This window comes from Muricoccus nepalensis (assembly GCF_006438825.1).
GTDB lineage: Bacteria > Pseudomonadota > Alphaproteobacteria > Acetobacterales > Acetobacteraceae > Roseomonas > Roseomonas nepalensis.
The window spans coordinates 297,531-315,135 of the sequence record NZ_RCZP01000001.1 but is presented as its reverse complement, the minus strand read 5'-3'; the positions used below and the strand labels follow the sequence as shown (position 1 = coordinate 315,135).

The 17,605-nt window shown below is 73.7% G+C and carries 18 protein-coding genes; 8 read left to right on the top strand and 10 right to left on the bottom strand.

Translation table 11 applies throughout. From position 1 onward, the window contains the following. Positions 1 to 43 precede the first annotated feature (43 nt). From lexA to EAH89_RS01300, 8 genes are all read right to left on the bottom strand, one after another. The gene (lexA, locus tag EAH89_RS01335; RefSeq protein ID WP_140880960.1) at positions 44 to 787 is read right to left on the bottom strand and encodes a transcriptional repressor LexA; all 744 of its coding nucleotides are present in this window, start codon (positions 785 to 787) and stop codon (positions 44 to 46) included. Positions 788 to 892: 105 nt separating this feature from the next. Continuing rightward, positions 893 to 2,098, bottom strand: a complete 1,206-nt coding sequence (locus EAH89_RS01330; protein ID WP_140880959.1) for a molybdopterin molybdotransferase MoeA — start codon at positions 2,096 to 2,098, stop codon at positions 893 to 895. After that, entirely contained in the window at positions 2,098 to 2,607 is a 510-nt protein-coding gene (gene moaC / locus EAH89_RS01325; protein ID WP_277753756.1) for a cyclic pyranopterin monophosphate synthase MoaC, read from the bottom strand. The genes EAH89_RS01330 and moaC overlap by 1 nt, the downstream gene beginning before the upstream one ends. Further along, a complete protein-coding gene (trpC, locus tag EAH89_RS01320) occupies positions 2,604 to 3,431 on the bottom strand; it encodes an indole-3-glycerol phosphate synthase TrpC (RefSeq protein WP_140880958.1) in 828 nt (275 codons plus the stop codon). Before trpC ends, moaC begins: the two co-directional genes overlap by 4 nt. A 125-nt stretch (positions 3,432 to 3,556) precedes the next feature. Next, positions 3,557 to 4,564 carry an anthranilate phosphoribosyltransferase gene (gene trpD / locus EAH89_RS01315; protein WP_140880957.1) on the bottom strand — a complete coding sequence of 336 codons (1,008 nt, stop codon included), beginning with the start codon at positions 4,562 to 4,564 and terminating at the stop codon, positions 3,557 to 3,559. 2 nt (positions 4,565 to 4,566) lie between these two features. Then, positions 4,567 to 5,181, bottom strand: a complete 615-nt coding sequence (locus EAH89_RS01310; protein ID WP_140880956.1) for an anthranilate synthase component II — start codon at positions 5,179 to 5,181, stop codon at positions 4,567 to 4,569. Positions 5,182 to 5,240: 59 nt separating this feature from the next. Continuing rightward, positions 5,241 to 6,755: an anthranilate synthase component I gene (trpE, locus tag EAH89_RS01305; RefSeq protein ID WP_140880955.1), complete on the bottom strand. Its 1,515-nt coding sequence runs from the start codon at positions 6,753 to 6,755 to the stop codon at positions 5,241 to 5,243. Then, the gene (locus tag EAH89_RS01300; protein WP_140880954.1) at positions 6,752 to 8,650 is read right to left on the bottom strand and encodes a peptidylprolyl isomerase; all 1,899 of its coding nucleotides are present in this window, start codon (positions 8,648 to 8,650) and stop codon (positions 6,752 to 6,754) included. The genes trpE and EAH89_RS01300 overlap by 4 nt, the downstream gene beginning before the upstream one ends. A 222-nt stretch (positions 8,651 to 8,872) precedes the next feature. Between EAH89_RS01300 and tpiA the strand changes: the two genes are divergently transcribed. From tpiA to kdsA, 4 genes are all read left to right on the top strand, one after another. After that, complete coding sequence (gene tpiA / locus EAH89_RS01295) at positions 8,873 to 9,631, top strand: triose-phosphate isomerase (protein WP_140880953.1); 759 nt, start codon at positions 8,873 to 8,875, stop codon at positions 9,629 to 9,631. Between the two features lie 117 nt (positions 9,632 to 9,748). Continuing rightward, entirely contained in the window at positions 9,749 to 10,114 is a 366-nt protein-coding gene (gene secG, locus EAH89_RS01290) for a preprotein translocase subunit SecG (protein WP_140880952.1), read from the top strand. Positions 10,115 to 10,215: 101 nt separating this feature from the next. Next, positions 10,216 to 11,847, top strand: coding sequence for a CTP synthase (locus EAH89_RS01285; RefSeq protein WP_140880951.1), 1,632 nt, complete (start codon positions 10,216 to 10,218; stop codon positions 11,845 to 11,847). Beyond that, entirely contained in the window at positions 11,844 to 12,665 is an 822-nt protein-coding gene (kdsA, locus tag EAH89_RS01280) for a 3-deoxy-8-phosphooctulonate synthase (protein WP_140880950.1), read from the top strand. Before EAH89_RS01285 ends, kdsA begins: the two co-directional genes overlap by 4 nt. A gap of 4 nt (positions 12,666 to 12,669) precedes the next feature. Here kdsA and EAH89_RS01275 read toward each other — a convergent pair whose 3' ends face one another. Beyond that, on the bottom strand, positions 12,670 to 13,128 hold the full coding sequence (locus EAH89_RS01275; protein ID WP_140880949.1) for a DUF421 domain-containing protein: 459 nt from the start codon (positions 13,126 to 13,128) through the stop codon (positions 12,670 to 12,672). Next, positions 13,125 to 13,637 (bottom strand): hypothetical protein, encoded by a 513-nt coding sequence (locus EAH89_RS01270; protein WP_140880948.1) that lies wholly within the window; start codon positions 13,635 to 13,637, stop codon positions 13,125 to 13,127. Before EAH89_RS01270 ends, EAH89_RS01275 begins: the two co-directional genes overlap by 4 nt. A 180-nt stretch (positions 13,638 to 13,817) precedes the next feature. Between EAH89_RS01270 and wrbA the strand changes: the two genes are divergently transcribed. The 4 genes from wrbA to pdhA all read left to right on the top strand — a co-directional run bounded on the left by wrbA (position 13,818) and on the right by pdhA (position 17,604). Continuing rightward, the gene (wrbA, locus tag EAH89_RS01265; protein ID WP_140880947.1) at positions 13,818 to 14,420 is read left to right on the top strand and encodes an NAD(P)H:quinone oxidoreductase; all 603 of its coding nucleotides are present in this window, start codon (positions 13,818 to 13,820) and stop codon (positions 14,418 to 14,420) included. Between the two features lie 127 nt (positions 14,421 to 14,547). After that, on the top strand, positions 14,548 to 15,831 hold the full coding sequence (gene eno, locus EAH89_RS01260) for a phosphopyruvate hydratase (RefSeq protein WP_140880946.1): 1,284 nt from the start codon (positions 14,548 to 14,550) through the stop codon (positions 15,829 to 15,831). 233 nt (positions 15,832 to 16,064) lie between these two features. Then, positions 16,065 to 16,352, top strand: coding sequence for an FtsB family cell division protein (locus tag EAH89_RS01255; protein ID WP_241666785.1), 288 nt, complete (start codon positions 16,065 to 16,067; stop codon positions 16,350 to 16,352). 217 nt (positions 16,353 to 16,569) lie between these two features. Continuing rightward, positions 16,570 to 17,604, top strand: coding sequence for a pyruvate dehydrogenase (acetyl-transferring) E1 component subunit alpha (gene pdhA, locus EAH89_RS01250; protein WP_140880945.1), 1,035 nt, complete (start codon positions 16,570 to 16,572; stop codon positions 17,602 to 17,604). Position 17,605: the final 1 nt, after the last annotated feature.

The following is a 17,605-nucleotide window of genomic DNA, read 5'->3' as shown; positions in this document are numbered from 1 at the left end:
GGGGAGGGATCCCCCCCGGCCCTTCAGGTCATCCCCCGGCCGCTCAGTGGTAGCGGCGGACCAGCCCCACCAGCCGGCCCTGCACCTTCACGCGGTCCGGCCCGAAGATGCGGGTCTCGTAGCGCGGGTTGGCGGCCTCGAGCGCGATGGAGTTGCCGCGGCGGCGGAGGCGCTTCAGCGTCACCTCGTTCTCGTCCACGAGGGCGACGACGATCGAGCCGTTGTCCGCGGTGTCGCCGCGCCGGATGATGATGGTGTCGCCGTCGAGGATGCCGGCGCCCTCCATTGAATCGCCGGAGACCTCGAGCGCGTAGTGCTCGCCGCCCCCGAGCATCGCGGCCGGGACCTCCACGCTCTCGCCGCCGTCGCGCAGCGCCTCGATCGGCAGGCCGGCGGCGATGCGGCCGTAGAGCGGCAGGTGGACGGCGGCGGCGTCGTTGGCGGTGCGGACGGCGCCCGGCAGGTTGGGCGCAAAGTTCCCGCGGATGACGTTCGGCGCGAAGAGGGGCTGCGCGGGGCCCGCCGCGGCCGGGGCCGGGGCGGCCGCCGCGGGGGCGCCGCGGGGCGAGAGGCTGTCCGGCACGCGCAGCACCTCGAGGGCGCGGGCGCGGTGAGCGCGGCGCTTAAGGAAGCCGCGCTCCTCCAGCGCCGTGATCAGGCGATGGATCCCGGACTTCGACTTCAGGTTCAGCGCCTCCTTCATCTCCTCGAAGGAGGGGGAGAAGCCGGTGCTGCGGAGGTGCTTGTCGATGAAGATGAGGAGTTCGTGCTGCTTGCGGGTCAGCATGGTCCGGGCGTCTCCCTGGGGGCGAAGGGGGTCTTCTGCACGAACAAACGGGCAACCGACGGCGAAGTTCTATGAAAGTTCCACCGTGTCGGTCAATGCTGCTCCTCAGGCACCCAGTGCGGAAAGTTCCACAAAAGCGACGGGGGCGCCCTTTTCGAGCGAGGGCGCGTGGGGGGCGCGCACCACCAGCGCCTCCGCCCGGGCCAGGGTGGCCAGCATGGAGCTGTCCTGCACCGGGAAGGGCGTGACCACGGCGCGCCCCTCGGCGTCGCGCGCGAGGGCGGCCCGAAGGTAGTCCTGCCGCCGGTCGTTCGCCTCCAGCGCCGCGCCGAGGATCCCCTGCCGCGTCTCCACCGGCCCGCCCGGCAGGCCCGAGAGGCGGCGGAGGGCGGGGACGAGGAAGACCACCGCGCAGACGAAGGCCGAGACGGGGTTCCCGGGCAGGCCGAGCAGCGGCGTGCCCCGCAGCGCGCCCCAGATCAGCGGCTTGCCCGGCCGCATCGCGATCTTCCAGAAGTCGAGCGAGAAGCCCTCCGGGCCGAGCGCCGCCTGTACGAGGTCGTGCTCGCCGACGCTCGCGCCGCCGGTGGTGACGAGGAGGTCGCAGCCCGCGGCCGCCGCGGCCGCCGCGGCGATTGCCTCGCGGTCGTCGCCCGCGATCGGCAGCACCAGCGGCTCCGCCCCCGCGGCGCGGACGAGGGCGGCCAGCGCGTGGGCGTTGGAGGAGACGATGCCGCCGGCCGGCAGCGCCTCGCCGGGCAGGACGATCTCGTCGCCCGTGGCCAGGATGGCGACCCGCGGGCGCCGGTGCACGGCGAGCCAGGGGTGGTTCGCGGCGGCGGCGAGGCCGATGTCGCGCGCGGTGAGGCGGCGGCCGGGCTCGATCAGCGCCTCGCCCGCGCGGAAGTCGAGGCCCTGGCGGCGGATCCAGCGCCCGGCCCGCGGTGCCTCGGTGGGCACCACGACCCCGTCCCCGGCCGTCGCGTCCTCCTGCAGGAGGATGGCGTCGGCGCCCGGCGGCAGGGCGCCGCCGGTGAAGATGCGGACGGCCTCGCCCGGCCCAACGGCCCCCGCGAAGGGATGCCCGGCCGGGGAGGCGCCGGTGACGCGCAGCCGGGCGCCCACCGCGGCGTCCGCCGCGCGCAGGGCGTAGCCGTCCATGGCGGAGACGTCCGCGGGGGGCTGGGTGAGGCGGGCCTCGACGGCGCGCGCGAGGACGCGGCCGGCGCCCTCGGGCAGGGGGACCGTCTCCGGGCCGGTCGGGCGGAGGTTCGCGAGGATCCGCGCCAGCGCCTCGTCCACGGCGATCATCAGGGCGCCTCGAAGAGGCCCGACTTGCCGCCGGACTTGCGCACCAGCCGCACCGCCTCGATCCGCATGCCGCGGTCGGCGGCCTTGACCATGTCGTAGATCGTCAGCGCCGCGACGCTGACGGCGGTCATCGCCTCCATCTCCACGCCCGTGCGCCCGGCGGTGCGGACGGTGGCCGCGATCTCGACGGCGTCGGGTGCCGCGAGCTCCAGGTCGAGGGTGACGGCGGAGAGGGGGAGGGGGTGGCAGAGCGGGATGAGCTCCGCCGTGCGCTTGGCCGCCATGATGCCCGCCAGCCGCGCGACGCCGAGCACGTCGCCCTTTCCGGCGCGGCCCTCGGCGATGAGGGCCAGGGTTTCGGGCCGCATGGTGATGCGCCCGCGGGCGGTGGCCTCGCGCACCGTCTCGGGTTTGGCGGAGACGTCCACCATGGCCGCGCGGCCGGCCGCGTCGAAATGGGTGAGGGCGCCGCCGTCGCGCTCCCCGCCCGGGGCGGGCGGGGCGCTCAAGCGGCCGCGACCAGCTCGCGCGCGGCGGCGCCGGGATCGGGCTGGCGCAGCAGGTGCTCGCCCACCAGCAGGCAGCGGGCGCCGGAGGCGGCCATGCGGCGGACGTCGCCGGGGGTGCGGATGCCGCTCTCGGCCACCGGGATGCGGTCGGCCGGCACGAGCGGCGCCAGGCGCTCGGTGATGGAGATGTCGGTCTTGAGGGAGCGCAGGTCGCGGTTGTTGACCCCGATCAGCCGGGTGTCGAGCCCGAGCGCCCGCTGGAGCTCCGCCTCGTCGTGCACCTCGACGAGCACGCCCATGTCGAGGCTGCGCGCCACGTCTTCGAGCGCCTCGGCCTCGGCGTCGCTCAGCGCCGCCATGATGAGGAGGATGGCGTCCGCCCCCATCGCCCGGGCCTCGAAGACCTGCCAGGGGTCGATCATGAAGTCCTTGCGCAGCACCGGCAGGCCCGTGGCCTCGCGCGCCAGGCGAAGGTGCTCGGCGGTGCCCTGGAACCAGGGCTCGTCGGTCAGGACCGAGAGGCAGGAGGCACCGGCCTCCTCGTAGGCGCGGGCGATGGCGGCGGGGTCGAAGGGCTCGCGGATGAGGCCGCCGGAGGGCGAGGCCCGCTTGATCTCGGCGATGAGCCCGATCCGCATCTCGGCGACGGCGGCGCAGAGGGCGCCGGTGAAGGGGCGGAGCGGCGGGGCGGCCCGGGCGCGCCGCTCCATCTCGGCCAGCGGGGTCTGCCCCTGGCGCGTCGCCACCTCGGCGCGCTTCTCGTCGAGGATCTTGCGGAGCGTGTCCGAGAAGGGCGCGTCCGTAACCGGGAAGGTCTGGTCCATGATGGGCGGTTCCTGGGGCCGATGCGCGCCGCGCGTCAAGCGGAGGCGGCCGCCCCGGCCGCAGGGCAGCCATCCCGCGCCCCCGGGGCCGGCGCGCCGCACGGGGCGCCGGCCGGGCGGCGGCTTCAGGCGGCGGTGGCCGCCCTCAAGCGCTCCAACGCCGAGAGGGCCGCCCCGGCGGCGATCGATTCGGCGGCGATGGCGGCGCCGGCCCGGAGGCTGTCCACCCGCCCCGCCACGACCAGGGCCGCGGCGGCGTTGAGCAGGACGCAGTCGCGGTAGCCGCCCACCTCGCCCCTGAGCACGCCGAGAAGGGCCTCCGCGTTCTCCGCGGCCTCCCCGCCGCGGAGGGACTCGGCGGGGTGGCGCGGCAGCCCCGCCTCCTCCGGCGAGACCTCGAACTCCCGGATGAGGCCGCCCTTCAATTCCACGACATTGGAGGGGCCGGCGATGGTCAGCTCGTCCAGGCCCTGGCCGTGGACGAGCCAGGCGTGCTCCGTGCCGATCCGGCCGAGCGTCTCGGCCATGGGACGGAGCCATTGCGGGGCGAAGGCGCCGGTCATCTGGCGGCGCACCCTGGCCGGGTTGGTCAGGGGTCCCAGCAGGTTGAAGATCGTCCGCGTCCCGAGCTCCATCCGGGGGCCGGCCGCGTGGCGCAGCGCCGCGTGGTGGCGGGGCGCCATGAGGAAGCAGATGCCGGCCGTGCGGATGACCTCGGGCAGGCGCTCGAAGGGCACGTCGGTGTTCACGCCGAGCGCGGCCAGCACGTCGGACGCCCCGGCGCGGGAGGAGAGGGCGCGGTTGCCGTGCTTGGCGACGGGCACGCCGGCGCCGGCGACGACCAGGGCGGCGGCGGTGGAGATGTTGAGCGTGCCGCTCGCGTCGCCGCCGGTGCCGACGAGGTCGATGGCGCCGTCCGGGGCCTCCACGGCGATCATCCGCGCGCGCATGGCCCGCACCGCGCCGGTCATCTCGGCGACCGTCTCGCCGCGGACGCGCATGGCCATCAGCAGGCCCGCGATCTGGGCCGGCGTCGCCTCGCCGGCCATGACGGTGCCGAAGGCGGCTTCCGCCTCGCTCTCGGCGAGGCGCTCCCCGGCGGCGAGCCGGGCGAGCACGGGCTTGAGGGACATGCTCAGGCCGCGCTGGGCAGGTGTCGGGTGAAAGGCGGCAGGTTGATGCCGGCCATGCGCATCACGTTGGCCAGGATGTCGTGGCCGTGGGCGGAGGCGATGCTCTCGGGATGGAACTGCACGCCCCAGACCGGGAGGTCGCGGTGGGCGAGGCCCATGACCAGCCCGTCCGCGGTCTCGGCGGTGACCGCGAGCTGGTCCGGCAGGTCGTCCCGGCGGACGACGAGGGAGTGGTAGCGCGTGGCGCGGAAGGGGGAGGGAATGCCGGCGAAGACGTCGGTGTTGCAGTGGGTGATCTCGTGGACCTTGCCGTGCACCGGCTCGGGCGCCCGCACCACCGCGCCGCCAAAGGCCTGGCCGATGGCCTGGTGGCCGAGGCACACGCCGAAGAGCGGCACGCCGCGCCGGGACGCCGCGCCGATGAGGTCGAGGCAGATCCCGGCCTCGGTCGGCGTGCAGGGGCCGGGCGAGAGGACGATGGCCGAGGGGCGCTTCTCGAGGGCCTCCTCCACCGACAGCGCGTCGTTGCGCCAGACCTCCACCTCCGCGCCCAGCTCGCCCAGGAAGTGGACGAGGTTGAAGGTGAAGCTGTCGTAGTTGTCGATGAGCAGGATCATGGCGCCCCCACTTCGTCCGAGCGGCCGGCGGCGGTCAAGCGGGAGATGGGCGCGCCGCCTCAGCCGCCCTGGCGGTGGACGGCGGCGAAGCGCACGGCCTCCTCCGCCGCGCGGAAGAGGGCGCGCGCCTTCTGGCGGGTCTCCTCGTACTCGGCCTCCGGGTCGCTGTCGGCGACCACGCCGGCGCCGGCCTGGACCGACATGACGCCGTCCTTCACGAGCGCCATGCGGAGCCCGATGCAGGTGTCCATGCCCCCGTCGGCGCCGAAGTAGCCGAAGCAGCCGGCGTAGACCCCGCGTCGGGAGGGCTCGGTCTCCTCGATGATCTCCATCGCCCGGACCTTGGGCGCGCCCGAGAGGGTGCCGGCCGGGAAGCCCGCGACGAGGGCGTCGAGCGCGGAGAGGCCGGGGCGGAGGCGGCCCTGCACCTCGCTGCCGATGTGCATGACCTGGCTGTAGCGCTCGATCCCGAACTGCGCCGTGACCTTCACGCTGCCGACGGCGGCGACCCGCCCCACGTCGTTCCGGCCGAGGTCGAGGAGCATGAGGTGCTCGGCGCGCTCCTTGGGGTCGGCGAGCAGTTCCTTCTCGAGCGCCGCGTCCTCCTCGGGCGTCGCGCCGCGGCGGCGGGTGCCGGCCAGCGGGCGGACGGTCACGGTGCCGTCGCGGAGCCGCACGAGGATCTCGGGGCTGGCGCCGACGGCCGCGAAGCCGCCGAAGTCGAAGTGGAAGAGGAAAGGCGCGGGGTTCAGGCGGCGGAGCGCGCGGTAGAGGGCGAAGGGCGGGAGCGCGAAGGGCGCCTGGAAGCGCTGGCTGAGGACGATCTGGAAGGCGTCGCCGGCGGCGATGTACTCCTTGCCCCTCTCCACCGCCGAGACGAAGCCCGCCTTCGTGAAGTTGGACGTCGGCTCGCCGGGGGCGGGCAGGGCGGCCGGGGGGGCAGCGCGCGGCACCGGGCGGTCGAGCGCCGCCTCGGCCTCGTCCAGCCGGGCCTGCGCGGCCTCCCAGGCCTGGCGGGGCGTCTCGCCGCGGTCCGCGTGGACGGGGGCGCAGAGGGTCAGCACGTCCCGGACGTGGTCGAAGACGGCGATGACGGTGGGGCGGCCGAGGATGGCGTCGGGGATTCCGAGCACGTCCGCGTTGCGCGCCGGCAGCCGCTCCATCTCGCGCACCATATCGTAGCCGAGATAGCCGAAGAGCCCGGCGGCCGGGGGCGGGAGGCCGGCGGGCAGGTCCATCCGGCAGGCGGCGATCAGGGCGCGGAGGCTGTCGAGCGGGGGCGCCGCCTCGGGCACGAAGGCGTGGGGGGCGGAGAGGGCGTGGCGGTTGATCTCGGCCCGTCCGTCGCGGCACCTCCAGACGAGGTCGGGGGCGAGGCCGATGACGGAGTAGCGGCCCCGGCTCTGCCCGCCCTCCACGCTCTCGAGCAGGAAGGTGTTCGGGCGGCCCTCGGCGAGCTTGAGGAAGGCGCCGACGGGGGTGTCGAGGTCGGCCACCCGCTCGCGCGAGAGGACCTGGCCGCGCCCGGCGGCGTGGGCCGCGGCGAAGGCGGCGTAGCTCCCGGCGACGCTCATCGCCCGGCCACCTGCTCCAGCATGGCGGGGTTGATGGTGACGCCCGCCCGGGCGCGGAGGGCGGCCGCAAACTGCGCCTCGAGGTCGTCCTGCATGGAGCCCTCGACCTCGGCCTTCACCCGGGCGAGGCCGGCGGCGTCGGCCGCGGCATCGGCCGGCACGACCTCGGTGAGCCGGGCGACCGCGAAGCCGGCGGCGGTCGCGGCCATGGTCACCTCCCCGGGCTTGGCCGCGAAGAGGCCGGGCAGGAGCTCGGGCGGGATGCCGCCGGGGGTGGCCGCGCGGGGGTCGCGCCCGGAGGGGCCCATGCGGACCGCCTCCGCGCCCGCCTCGCGCGCGGCCTCGGCGAAGTCCTTGCCGCCCTGGGCGGCGGCGAGGAGGGCGGCCGCGCGCTCCTCCTGGGCGCGGCGGCGGGCGTCGAGCGTCCAGGCGCGGCGCACCTCGCCCTCGACCTCCGCGAGGGGCTTCAGCGCCGCGGGGGTGGAGGAGGGCACGTCGAGCGCCACGAAGCCGCCGGCGGCGTCGGCGACGCGCGGGCCGCTGCCGACGGGGCTGGCGAAGATCGCCTCCAGCACGGCGGCGCGCGCCGCGGGGCCGCCCGGCAGCTCCATGCGCCGGCCGTCGCGGCCGTTGCCCTGGCGGTCCACCGCGACGCGGGCGGGGGCGAGGCCGAAGCGCTGGGCCGCCTCCTCGACCGTGGCGCCGCCGGAGAGGGCGTCCTCGAGCTTGTTCGCCTCCTCGAAGGTGAGGTCGGCGGCCTTCTCGAGCGCGAGCGCCTCGCGCGTCTGGGCGCGGAGCTGCTCGAGCGGGACCTCGGCCGCGGCCTGGACCGCCGTCACCTTCATGACGTGCCAGCCGAAGGGGCTCTGGACCGGCTCGGTGACGCCGCCCTGGGGCACGGCGAAGACGGCGGCGGCGATGCTTTCGACGGGCATCTCGGCCCGGGTGACCTCGCCCATTTCCAGCGCCGAGCCGCCGGCGGCCTCGGCCTGGGCGGTGATGGCGGCCAGCGTCGCGCCGCCCGCCCAGGAGGCGCGGATGGCGTCGGCGGCCTCCTTCGTGCTGACGAGCGCCTGCTCCACCGTGCGGCGCTCGGGCGAGCCGTTGCGCTCGCGCTGCGCGTCGAGGCCGGCCTCCACCTCGGCGTCGGTGACGGTCACGCGGGGAAGGATCGATTCCGGGGTGAGGAGGGCGAGCGAGGCCTCCCGGTACTCGGGCGAGGAGAATTGGGCGGGGTTGTTCTCGTGGAAGCGGGCGAGCTGGGCCTCGGTCGGCTCGGGCACCTCGGGGGCGCTGAGCAGCGGGAACTCGGCCACCTCCGCCACGCGCCTCTCCTCGGCGAAGGCGAGCAGGAGGCGGGTCAGGGCCTCGGGCGAGCGGGCGCCGGCGCGCACGGCGCCGACGAGCTGCTGGCGCTCGAGGTCGGAGACGACGAGGCGGGTGAAGTCGGCCTCGGTGAGGTCGTTCTGCCGCAGGAACTGGTTCAGGATCAGCGGGTTGAAGCGGCCGTCCGCCCCCTGGAAGGAGGGGATGCCGAAGGTGTAGGCGCGCACCGCGTCCACCGAGGCGCCCACCCCCATGCGGCGCGCCTCGATCGTCTGGGCGCGGCCGGCGATGAGGTTCTCGAGCGCCTGACGGGCGACGGCGCTGCGGAAGGCGTCGTTGGGCTCGAAGCGTGGGCCGAGCTCGCGCTGCAGGCGCTGGCCCTCGCGCCGGGCGGCGTTCTGGGCCTCGGTCAGCTCGATCGGCAGGCCGCCGACGCGCGCGACCGCGCTGTCCCGCCCGAAGTTCCGGACGACGTCCTCGATGCCCCAGATCCCGAAGGACAGCACCAGCAGGATGAACAGGCCCTTGGCGAACCAGGTGCCGGCGAGGCGGCGGAACGCGGTGATCATGGCGGGAGACCTGCAGGGAGGCGGGTTGAGGCGCTGCCCCTACCGCAACCGGCGCCCGATGCCAAACGCCCATGCCGGATGCGAGGCCGGATGCGAGGCCGGATGCCGTGGCGGACGCCCGGTGCCGGGCGGCGGCGCGCCCGGTTGCCAAACCCGCCCCCGGCCGATACGCGGCGGGAGCGCCCGACGCCGAGAGCCAACGACGAGAGAGAGTGTGTGCCCATGACCCCCGGAGTCCGTCCCCTCATCGCCGGCAACTGGAAGATGAACGGCACGCTGCGCGAGGCCGCGGCCCTGGCCGAGGGCGTTCGCGCCGGGCTGGACGCGGTGGGGGGCGCCGACCTGCTGATCTGCCCGCCCTTCGTCCACCTGCACGTCGCGGCGGCCTCCATGGGCTGGAAGGCCGTGGGCATCGGCGGGCAGGACTGCGCGGCGGAGCCGAACGGCGCCCACACGGGGGACGTCTCGGCGGCGATGCTGGCGGATGCCGGCTGCGGCTACGTCATCCTCGGCCATTCTGAGCGCCGGGCGGACCGGGGCGAGACGGACGCGCTGGTGCGGGCCAAGGCGGAGGCGGCGATCGAGGCCGGGCTGATCCCGGTCGTCTGCGTCGGCGAGACCGAGGCGCAGCGCGATTCGGGGGAGGCCGAGGCGGTGGTCGCGGCGCAGATGGCGGGCTCGCTGCCGGAGGGATTCGCGGTCGCCAAGGGGGTGGTGGCCTACGAGCCCGTCTGGGCGATCGGCACCGGCCGCACGCCGACCGAGGCCGACATCGCGGCCATGCACGCCCGGATGCGGGCGGAGATCGCGGCGCGCTTCCCGGGGCAGGGCGAGACGCTGCGGCTTCTCTACGGCGGCTCGGTGAAGCCCTCCAACGCGGCAGGCATCCTTGCCCTGCCGAACGTGGACGGGGCGCTGGTCGGGGGCGCGAGCCTGAAGGCCGCGGATTTCCTGGGCATCGCGGCCGCGGTGCCGGCGTAACGACGGGTTTTCGCCCGGGAGGGCCTCCCCTTCCCCTTGGCGGGGCCTGGGCCCTTCTCCTCGGGCAGGGCTTTGCCCTTCCCCCCGGGGATGCAACGGGTCTAGAACCCGGCCGCCATGATCACCGTCCTCCTCGTCCTGCACTTCTTCGTCGCCGCCGCCCTCATCGGGGTGGTGCTGCTCCAGCGCAGCGAGGGCGGGGGGCTGGGGATCGGCTCCTCCCAGGGCATGGGCAACTTCATGACGGGCCGGGGCACCGCCAACCTGCTGACGCGGGCGACCGGGGTGCTGGCCGCGATCTTCATGGCGCTCGCCCTCGCGCTCGGCCTGCTGAACCAGGGCACCGGGCGCCAGCGCTCCATCTTCGACGCGCCGCCGCCCTCCGCCGCGCCCGGCACGGCCCCCGCGGGCGCCGCCGGCACCGCCCCGGCCGCGCCGAGCCTGCCCGCGCTGCCGCCGGCGCCGGCCGTGCCCACCAACTAGCCCGTCGTCGCCCACCCTGCCGCAAGGCGGGGCGGCGCATGCCACTCCTGCGTCCGCGGCCCCTGGCCGCGGCGCCCGAACGCTTGCTATGAGGGTCTCCCATGACGCGGTACGTATTCATCACCGGCGGCGTGGTCTCCTCCCTCGGCAAGGGCATCGCCGCCGCGTCCCTTGCGGCCCTCCTGCAGGCGCGCGGCTACAAGGTCCGCCTGCGGAAGCTGGACCCCTATCTCAACGTCGATCCGGGCACGATGAGCCCGTACCAGCACGGCGAGGTCTTCGTGACCGATGACGGGGCCGAGACGGACCTCGACCTCGGCCATTACGAGCGCTTCACGGGGGTGCACGCCAACCAGGCCGATGCCTACACCACCGGGCGGATCTATTCCGAGGTGATCGCGAAGGAGCGGCGCGGGGAGTACCTGGGCGGGACCGTCCAGGTGATCCCGCACATCACCGACGCCATTAAGGACGGCATCACCGCGGGGGTCGAGGAGTACGACTTCGTGCTGGTGGAGGTCGGCGGCACGGTCGGCGACATCGAGAGCCTTCCCTTCCTCGAGGCGCTGCGCCAGCTCGCGAACGAGCTCGGGCCGCGGCGCAGCATCTTCGTCCACCTGACGCTGGTGCCCTGGATCGCCTCGGCCGGCGAGCTGAAGACGAAGCCGACGCAGCACAGCGTGAAGGAGTTGCTCGGGCTCGGCATCCAGCCGCACGTCCTGCTCTGCCGCAGCGACCGGCCGATTCCCGAGAACGAGCGGCGCAAGATCGCGAACTTCTGCAACGTGCGGCCCGAGAGCGTGATCCCGGCGCTCGACGCCAGCTCCATCTACGCCGTGCCGCTGCAGTACCACGCGGAGGGGCTGGACCGGGAGGTGCTGCGGCACTTCGACATGTCCGTCTACGGCGAGCCCGACCTGTCGCGCTGGCGCCGGATCGTCGCCTCCCTCCAGCAGCCGGAGGGCGAGGTGACGGTCGCCGTGGTCGGCAAGTACATGTCGCTGCTCGACGCCTACAAGTCGCTCGGCGAGGCGCTGACCCATGGCGGCATCGCGCACAACGTGCGGGTGAAGCTCGACTGGGTGGACAGCTCCATCTTCGAGGGCGAGGGCGCGACGAAGCGGCTGGAGGGGGTGCACGGCATCCTCGTCCCCGGCGGCTTCGGCGAGCGGGGCAGCGAGGGCAAGATCCGCGCGGTGCAGTTCGCCCGCGAGCAGAAGGTGCCCTTCCTCGGTATCTGCTTCGGCATGCAGATGGCAGTGGTCGAGGCCGCGCGGAACCAGGCGGGTCTGCCCGGCGCCTCCTCCACGGAGTTCGGCCCCTGCGAGGACCCGGTGGTCGGCCTGCTGACGGAGTGGAAGCGCGGCAACCAGCTCGAGCGGCGCGAGGAGGGGGGCGACCTCGGCGGCACCATGCGGCTCGGCTCCTACCCCTCGCTTCTGGCCGAGGACTCGCTCGTGCGCTCCCTGTACGGCGGGCGCGCCGAGATCAGCGAGCGGCACCGGCACCGCTACGAGGTGAACGTGAACTACCGCGACAAGCTGGAGGCGACGGGGCTGCGCTTCTCCGGCATGTCGCCCGACGGCGTGCTGCCCGAGATCGTGGAGCGGCCGGACCATCCCTGGTTCCTTGGCGTGCAGTACCACCCCGAGCTGAAGTCCAAGCCCTTCGAGCCGCACCCGCTCTTCGCCGGCTTCATCGGCGCGGCCATCCGCCAGGCGCGCCTCGTATGACGCGCGTCCTGATCGGGAACGTGCAGGCCGGGAACGACCTGCCGCTCGCCTTCATCTCCGGCCCCTGCCAGATCGAGAGCCGGGCGCACGCGCTCGAATGCGCGGAGGCTATCGCCGCCATGGCGCGCGAGGCGGGCGTGGGGATGGTCTTCAAGTCGAGCTTCGACAAGGCCAACCGCACCAGCGCCGGCGCCGCGCGTGGCGTTGGGCTGGAGGAGGGGCTCTCCATCCTCGCGGAGGTGCGCGACCGCACGGGCCTGCCCGTGCTGACCGACGTGCACGACGCCGCGCAGTGCGCGCCGGTGGGCGAGGTCGTCGACTGCATCCAGATCCCGGCCTTCCTCTCCCGTCAGACCGACCTGCTGCTGGCCGCCGGCCGCACGGGGCGGGCGATCAACGTGAAGAAGGGCCAGTTCCTCGCGCCCTGGGACATGGAGAACGTGGCCGCGAAGATCGCCTCCACGGGCAACGAGCGGATCCTGCTCTGCGACCGCGGGACCTCCTTCGGCTACAACACCCTCGTCTCCGACCTCCGGGGCCTGCCGATCATGGCGCGGACGGGCTACCCGGTGGTGTTTGACGCCACCCACTCGGTGCAGCAGCCCGGCGGGCTTGGCGGCAGCAGCGGAGGGCAGCGGGAGTTCGCGCCCGTGCTGGCGCGGGCGGCGGTGGCCGTCGGGGTGGCGATGGTCTTCATCGAGACGCACCCGGACCCGGACCACGCGCCGAGCGACGGGCCGAACATGATCCCGCTCCGCGAATTGCCGGCGCTCATCGCGCGGCTCAAGGCCTTCGACGCGCTGGCGAAGGCGGGCTGACGCTTCAGCCCCGGCCCGGCGGGGCGCGGGGGATGATGCTGATCTGGCCGCTCACCTCGAGCAGCGCGAAGCGGATCTCCTCCGGCTCGGTGATGCCCTGCAGGCGCGCGGCCTCGAGGATTTCGTCGAGGGCCACGCGGCTGTTCGCCATCTGCCGTTCGTCCGGCCGGCCGTCGCGCAGCAGCACGGTCGGCACGCCCTCCAGCCGCCGCACGGCGCCCGGCCAGGAGGCCTTGGCCCGGGCATAGGCCATGGTGAGCGTGAGCAGCGTGATGATCACCACGAAGCCGCTGGTGAGGCTGGCGTCGTCGCCGAGCAGCGACTGCTGGATCATGTCCCCGGCGATCAGCAGCACGACGAGGTCCACCGCGCTCATCTCGCCGAGCGTCCGGCGCCCGGAGAGGCGGAGGAGGACGGTGAGGCCGAGCCAGGCGACGGCCGTGCGGAGGATGATGTCGGTCACGGCCAGACGAGCGCCGCCACGCGCGCGGCGCCGCCGCCGGGGAGGTAGACCGCGCCCTCGGCCCGCAGGGCGGCGCGCCGCGGGTGGACCCGGATTCCGATGACCGGGGCGGCGGGCGCCGCGGCCGCGAGGGGCACGACGTGGCAGGTGCCGCCCGCCTCCAGCTCCTCCCGGAGCGCGGCCGGCTCGATCTCCGTGACCTGCCAGGCGCGGGAGAAGGCGTGGTCGAGGCAGAAGCGCGCCTCGCCCGCGGCGCCCGGCCGCGGCGCGAGGCGGATGAGGAGGGGGGAGCCGGCGTCGGAGCGCTGGAAGCGGTCGTAGCGGACGGTGACCGACCCGTCCCCGGACGCCGCCTCGGCCTCGGCCAGCGGGCCGTCCCCGAAGGCGCCGCCGGCGGCCAGCAGCAGCGCCGCCCCCATCGCCCACCAGGCGATGCGGGAGGCGAGCCAGACCCGTCGCTGCAAGCCGGCCTGCGCGTCGATGCGCGCGATCGTCGGTGGGGTCTGCATGCCCGGGGAAACGCGACGGTCGCGCCCGCGGCGGGACGGGATGACGGGAATGTCATGCCGCCCGGTGAATGACGGTTATCCGCCGCCCGGGTTTTGACGCCGGGCGGCGGCCCCCCCAAGTCCGGGCGGTCCCGACCCGCCCCACCGGCCGGTGGGCCCCATGGAAAAGGAAGCCGCCCGATGGCGAAGGTTCTCGTCCTCTACTACTCCAGCTACGGCCACATCGAGGCGCTCGCCCAGGCGGTGGCCGAGGGCGCGCGCTCCGTGCCCGGCACCGTCGCCGACGTGAAGCGCGTGCCGGAGCTTGTGCCCGAGGAGGTCGCGCGGAGCTCGCACTACAAGCTCGACCAGGCGGCTCCCATCGCGCGGGTGGACGAGCTGGCGGGCTACGACGCCATCGTCATCGGCACGCCGACCCGCTACGGCAACATGGCGGCCCAGATGAAGAACTTCATCGACCAGACCGGGGGGCTCTGGTTCACCGACGCGCTGGTCGGCAAGGTCGGCTCGGCCTTTACCTCCACGGCCTCGCCCCATGGCGGGCAGGAGACGACGCTCACCTCCACCCACACGGTGCTGCTGCACCTCGGCATGGTCGTGGTCGGACTGCCCTATTCCTTCAAGCCGCAGATGAACCCGTCCAAGGCCCAGGGCGGCACCCCCTACGGCGCCAGCACCATCGCCGGCGGCGACGGCAGCCTGAAGCCGACCGAGGACGACCTGGCGGGGGCGCGATTCCAGGGCGCCCATGTGGCGTCGATCGCGGCGAAGCTCGCGGGCTGAGCCCGGGGGAGGGGGCGGCGGCGACCGCGGCGGGCCTCGTAACGGGTTTGGCAAGGGCTGCCCCCTTGCCGGCCCGGCCCCGCCGCCGTATCGCCGCCCGGACCCAACCATGCGCCGGAGCCAGCCCATGTCCGCCATCGCCGACATCATCGCCCGCGAGGTCCTCGACAGCCGCGGCAACCCGACGGTGGAGGTGGAGGTGGTGCTCGACAGCGGGGCCATGGGCCGCGCCATCGTGCCCTCCGGCGCCTCGACCGGCGCGCACGAGGCGGTGGAGCTCCGGGACGGCGACAAGTCCCGCTACGGCGGCAAGGGCGTGCGCAAGGCGGTGGCCAACGTGGAGGGCGAGATCTTCGACGCCCTCTCCGGCCTCGACGTCACCGACCAGGTGAAGCTCGACCAGACAATGATCGACCTCGACGGCACGCCGAACAAGGCGCGGCTGGGCGCGAACGCCATCCTCGCGGTCTCGCTCGCCTCCGCCAAGGCGGCGGCCGAGCACTACGGGCTGCCGCTCTACCGCTATGTCGGCGGCACCTTCGCGCGCACCCTGCCGGTGCCGATGATGAACATCATCAACGGCGGGCAGCACGCGGACAACCCGATCGACATCCAGGAATTCATGGTCATGCCGGTCTCGGCCGGCACGATGGCGGACGCGGTGCGGATCGGCTCCGAGATCTTCCAGTCCCTCAAGCGGGCGCTGCACGACGCTGGCCACGCGACCAACGTGGGCGACGAGGGCGGCTTCGCGCCGAACCTGCAGAGCGCGGAGGAGGCGCTCGGCTTCATCGCCAAGGCCTGCGAGGCCGCGGGGCACCGCGTGGGCGAGGACGTGGTCTTCGCCCTCGATTGCGCGGCGACTGAGTTCTTCAAGAACGGCACCTACGACATGGAGGGCGAGGGAAAGAAGCTCGATGCCGGGGGGATGGTCGACTACCTCGCCAACCTCTGCGCCCGCTTCCCCATCGTCTCGATCGAGGACGGCTGCTCCGAGGACGACTGGGACGGCTGGAAGCTGCTGACGGAGCGCCTGGGCGGGACGGTCAACCTCGTCGGCGACGACCTCTTCGTCACCAACCCCGAGCGCCTGCGGCAGGGAATCGAGCGGGGCGTCGGCAACGCCATCCTGGTGAAGGTGAACCAGATCGGCACGCTGACCGAGACGCTGGAGGCCGTCGAGATGGCCCACCGCGCCGGCTACAAGGCCGTCATGTCCCACCGTTCCGGCGAATCGGAGGACGCGACGATCGCCGACCTCGCGGTGGCCACGAACTGCGGGCAGATCAAGACGGGCTCGCTGTCGCGCTCCGACCGCCTCGCCAAGTACAACCAGCTCATCCGCATCGAGCAGGAGCTGGGCACCGCCGGGCGCTACGCCGGGCGCGGCGTGCTGCCGCGCGGGCGCTGACGCGTCCCTTCGACGGACGGGGCGGAGCCCCGTCCGGCCCCCTGTAGACCGCGGGGCGCGTGTTTTTCGCAACGTCCCCAGACATTTATGCCGCGCCGCCGCGAAACGGCTTGCATGGCAGCGCCGGTGCCCTTCTACTCACGTTCAGGGGATCACTTCCGATCAGCCTAAGCTCTTCGGGGGAGGGGCAGTTGGCTTTCTTCAGCGGTGTGAAGCGCCGGGCGCAAGCCTTGGTGCTTCCAGGAATTTTCTTCGCGCTGTGCGGGTACTTCGCCCACCACGCGACGCACGGCACGCGCGGCCTCATCGCCCGCGACACGCGGAACGCCGAAATCGCGGCCGCCCGGATCGTCCTCGCCGAGGCCGAGGCCGAGCGGGACGCGATGGAGCGCAAGGTGGCGGGCCTGCGGGCCGAGCACCTCGACCGCGACATGCTGGAGGAGCGCGCGCGCGCCCTGCTGAACGTGGTCGCCCGGGACGAGATCATCGTGCCTTACGCGGTGGACCGGCGCCTCTTCTGACCGCGGCGAAGGGGTCGCGCCGGTCGTCCAGGCGGCGGCCCGAGTCGCCGGGAACGACGGCTGTCTCACAAAAAAGTCAGCGATTCCCTGGGAATCGTCATGATGCAGCGCAACATCAAGGACTTAGCCGAGTCCTATAACTTGCTGATCGGCAGCGTCGGCCGTATCTGCCCCTTGGAAGCCGCTTCTCCAGCCGGCTTGAACCCAGGAGCAGCCCATGGCCAACGGGACGGAAAGCGCGGTCAAGCGCCGCGGCGGCAACGGCACGCAGGCGGCCCCAGCCGCCGGCCATAACCAGGGCATCCTCGCCCGCGCCTACCGCGAGATGCTGCTCATCCGCCGCTTCGAGGAAAAGGCCGGGCAGCTCTACGGCATGGGGCTCATCGGCGGCTTCTGCCACCTCTACATCGGCCAGGAGGCCGTGGTGGTGGGCATGCAGATGACGCTGCAGGACGGCGACCAGGTCATCACCTCCTACCGCGACCACGGCCACATGCTCGCGACCGGCATGGAGGCCCGCGGCGTGATGGCGGAGCTGACCGGCCGGATCGGCGGCTACTCCAAGGGCAAGGGCGGGAGCATGCACATGTTCTCGCGCGAGAAGGGCTTCTACGGCGGGCACGGCATCGTCGGCGCGCAGGTCTCGCTCGGCATCGGGCTCGCCTTCGCCAACTGGTACCGCGAGAACGGGCAGGTGAGCCTCGCCTATTTCGGCGAGGGCGCGTCCAACCAGGGCCAGGTCTACGAGAGCTTCAACCTGGCGGCGCTGCTGAAGCTGCCCTGCGTCTTCGTCATCGAGAACAACCGCTACGGCATGGGCACGAGCGTGGAGCGCGCCTCTGCCTCCCGGAACCTCTCCCAGAACGGCGCGCCCTGGGGCATCCCGGGCGAGCAGGTGGACGGCATGGACGTGCTGGCGGTGAAGGAGGCCGGCGAGCGCGCCGTGGCCCACTGCCGCGAGGGCAAGGGTCCCTACCTGCTGGAGATGCTCACCTATCGCTACCGCGGGCACTCCATGTCCGACCCCGCGAAGTACCGCACGCGCGACGAGGTGCAGAAGATGCGCGAGCAGAGCGACTGCATCGAGCAGGTCCGCAAGCTGCTGCTGGAGGGCGGTCGCGCCGAGGCCGACCTCAAGGCCGTGGACGACGAGGTGAAGGCGATCGTGGCTGACGCCGCCGAGTTCGCCCAGTCCAGCCCCGAACCCGACGAGTCCGAGCTCTGGACCGATATCCTGGTGGAGACCCGCTGAC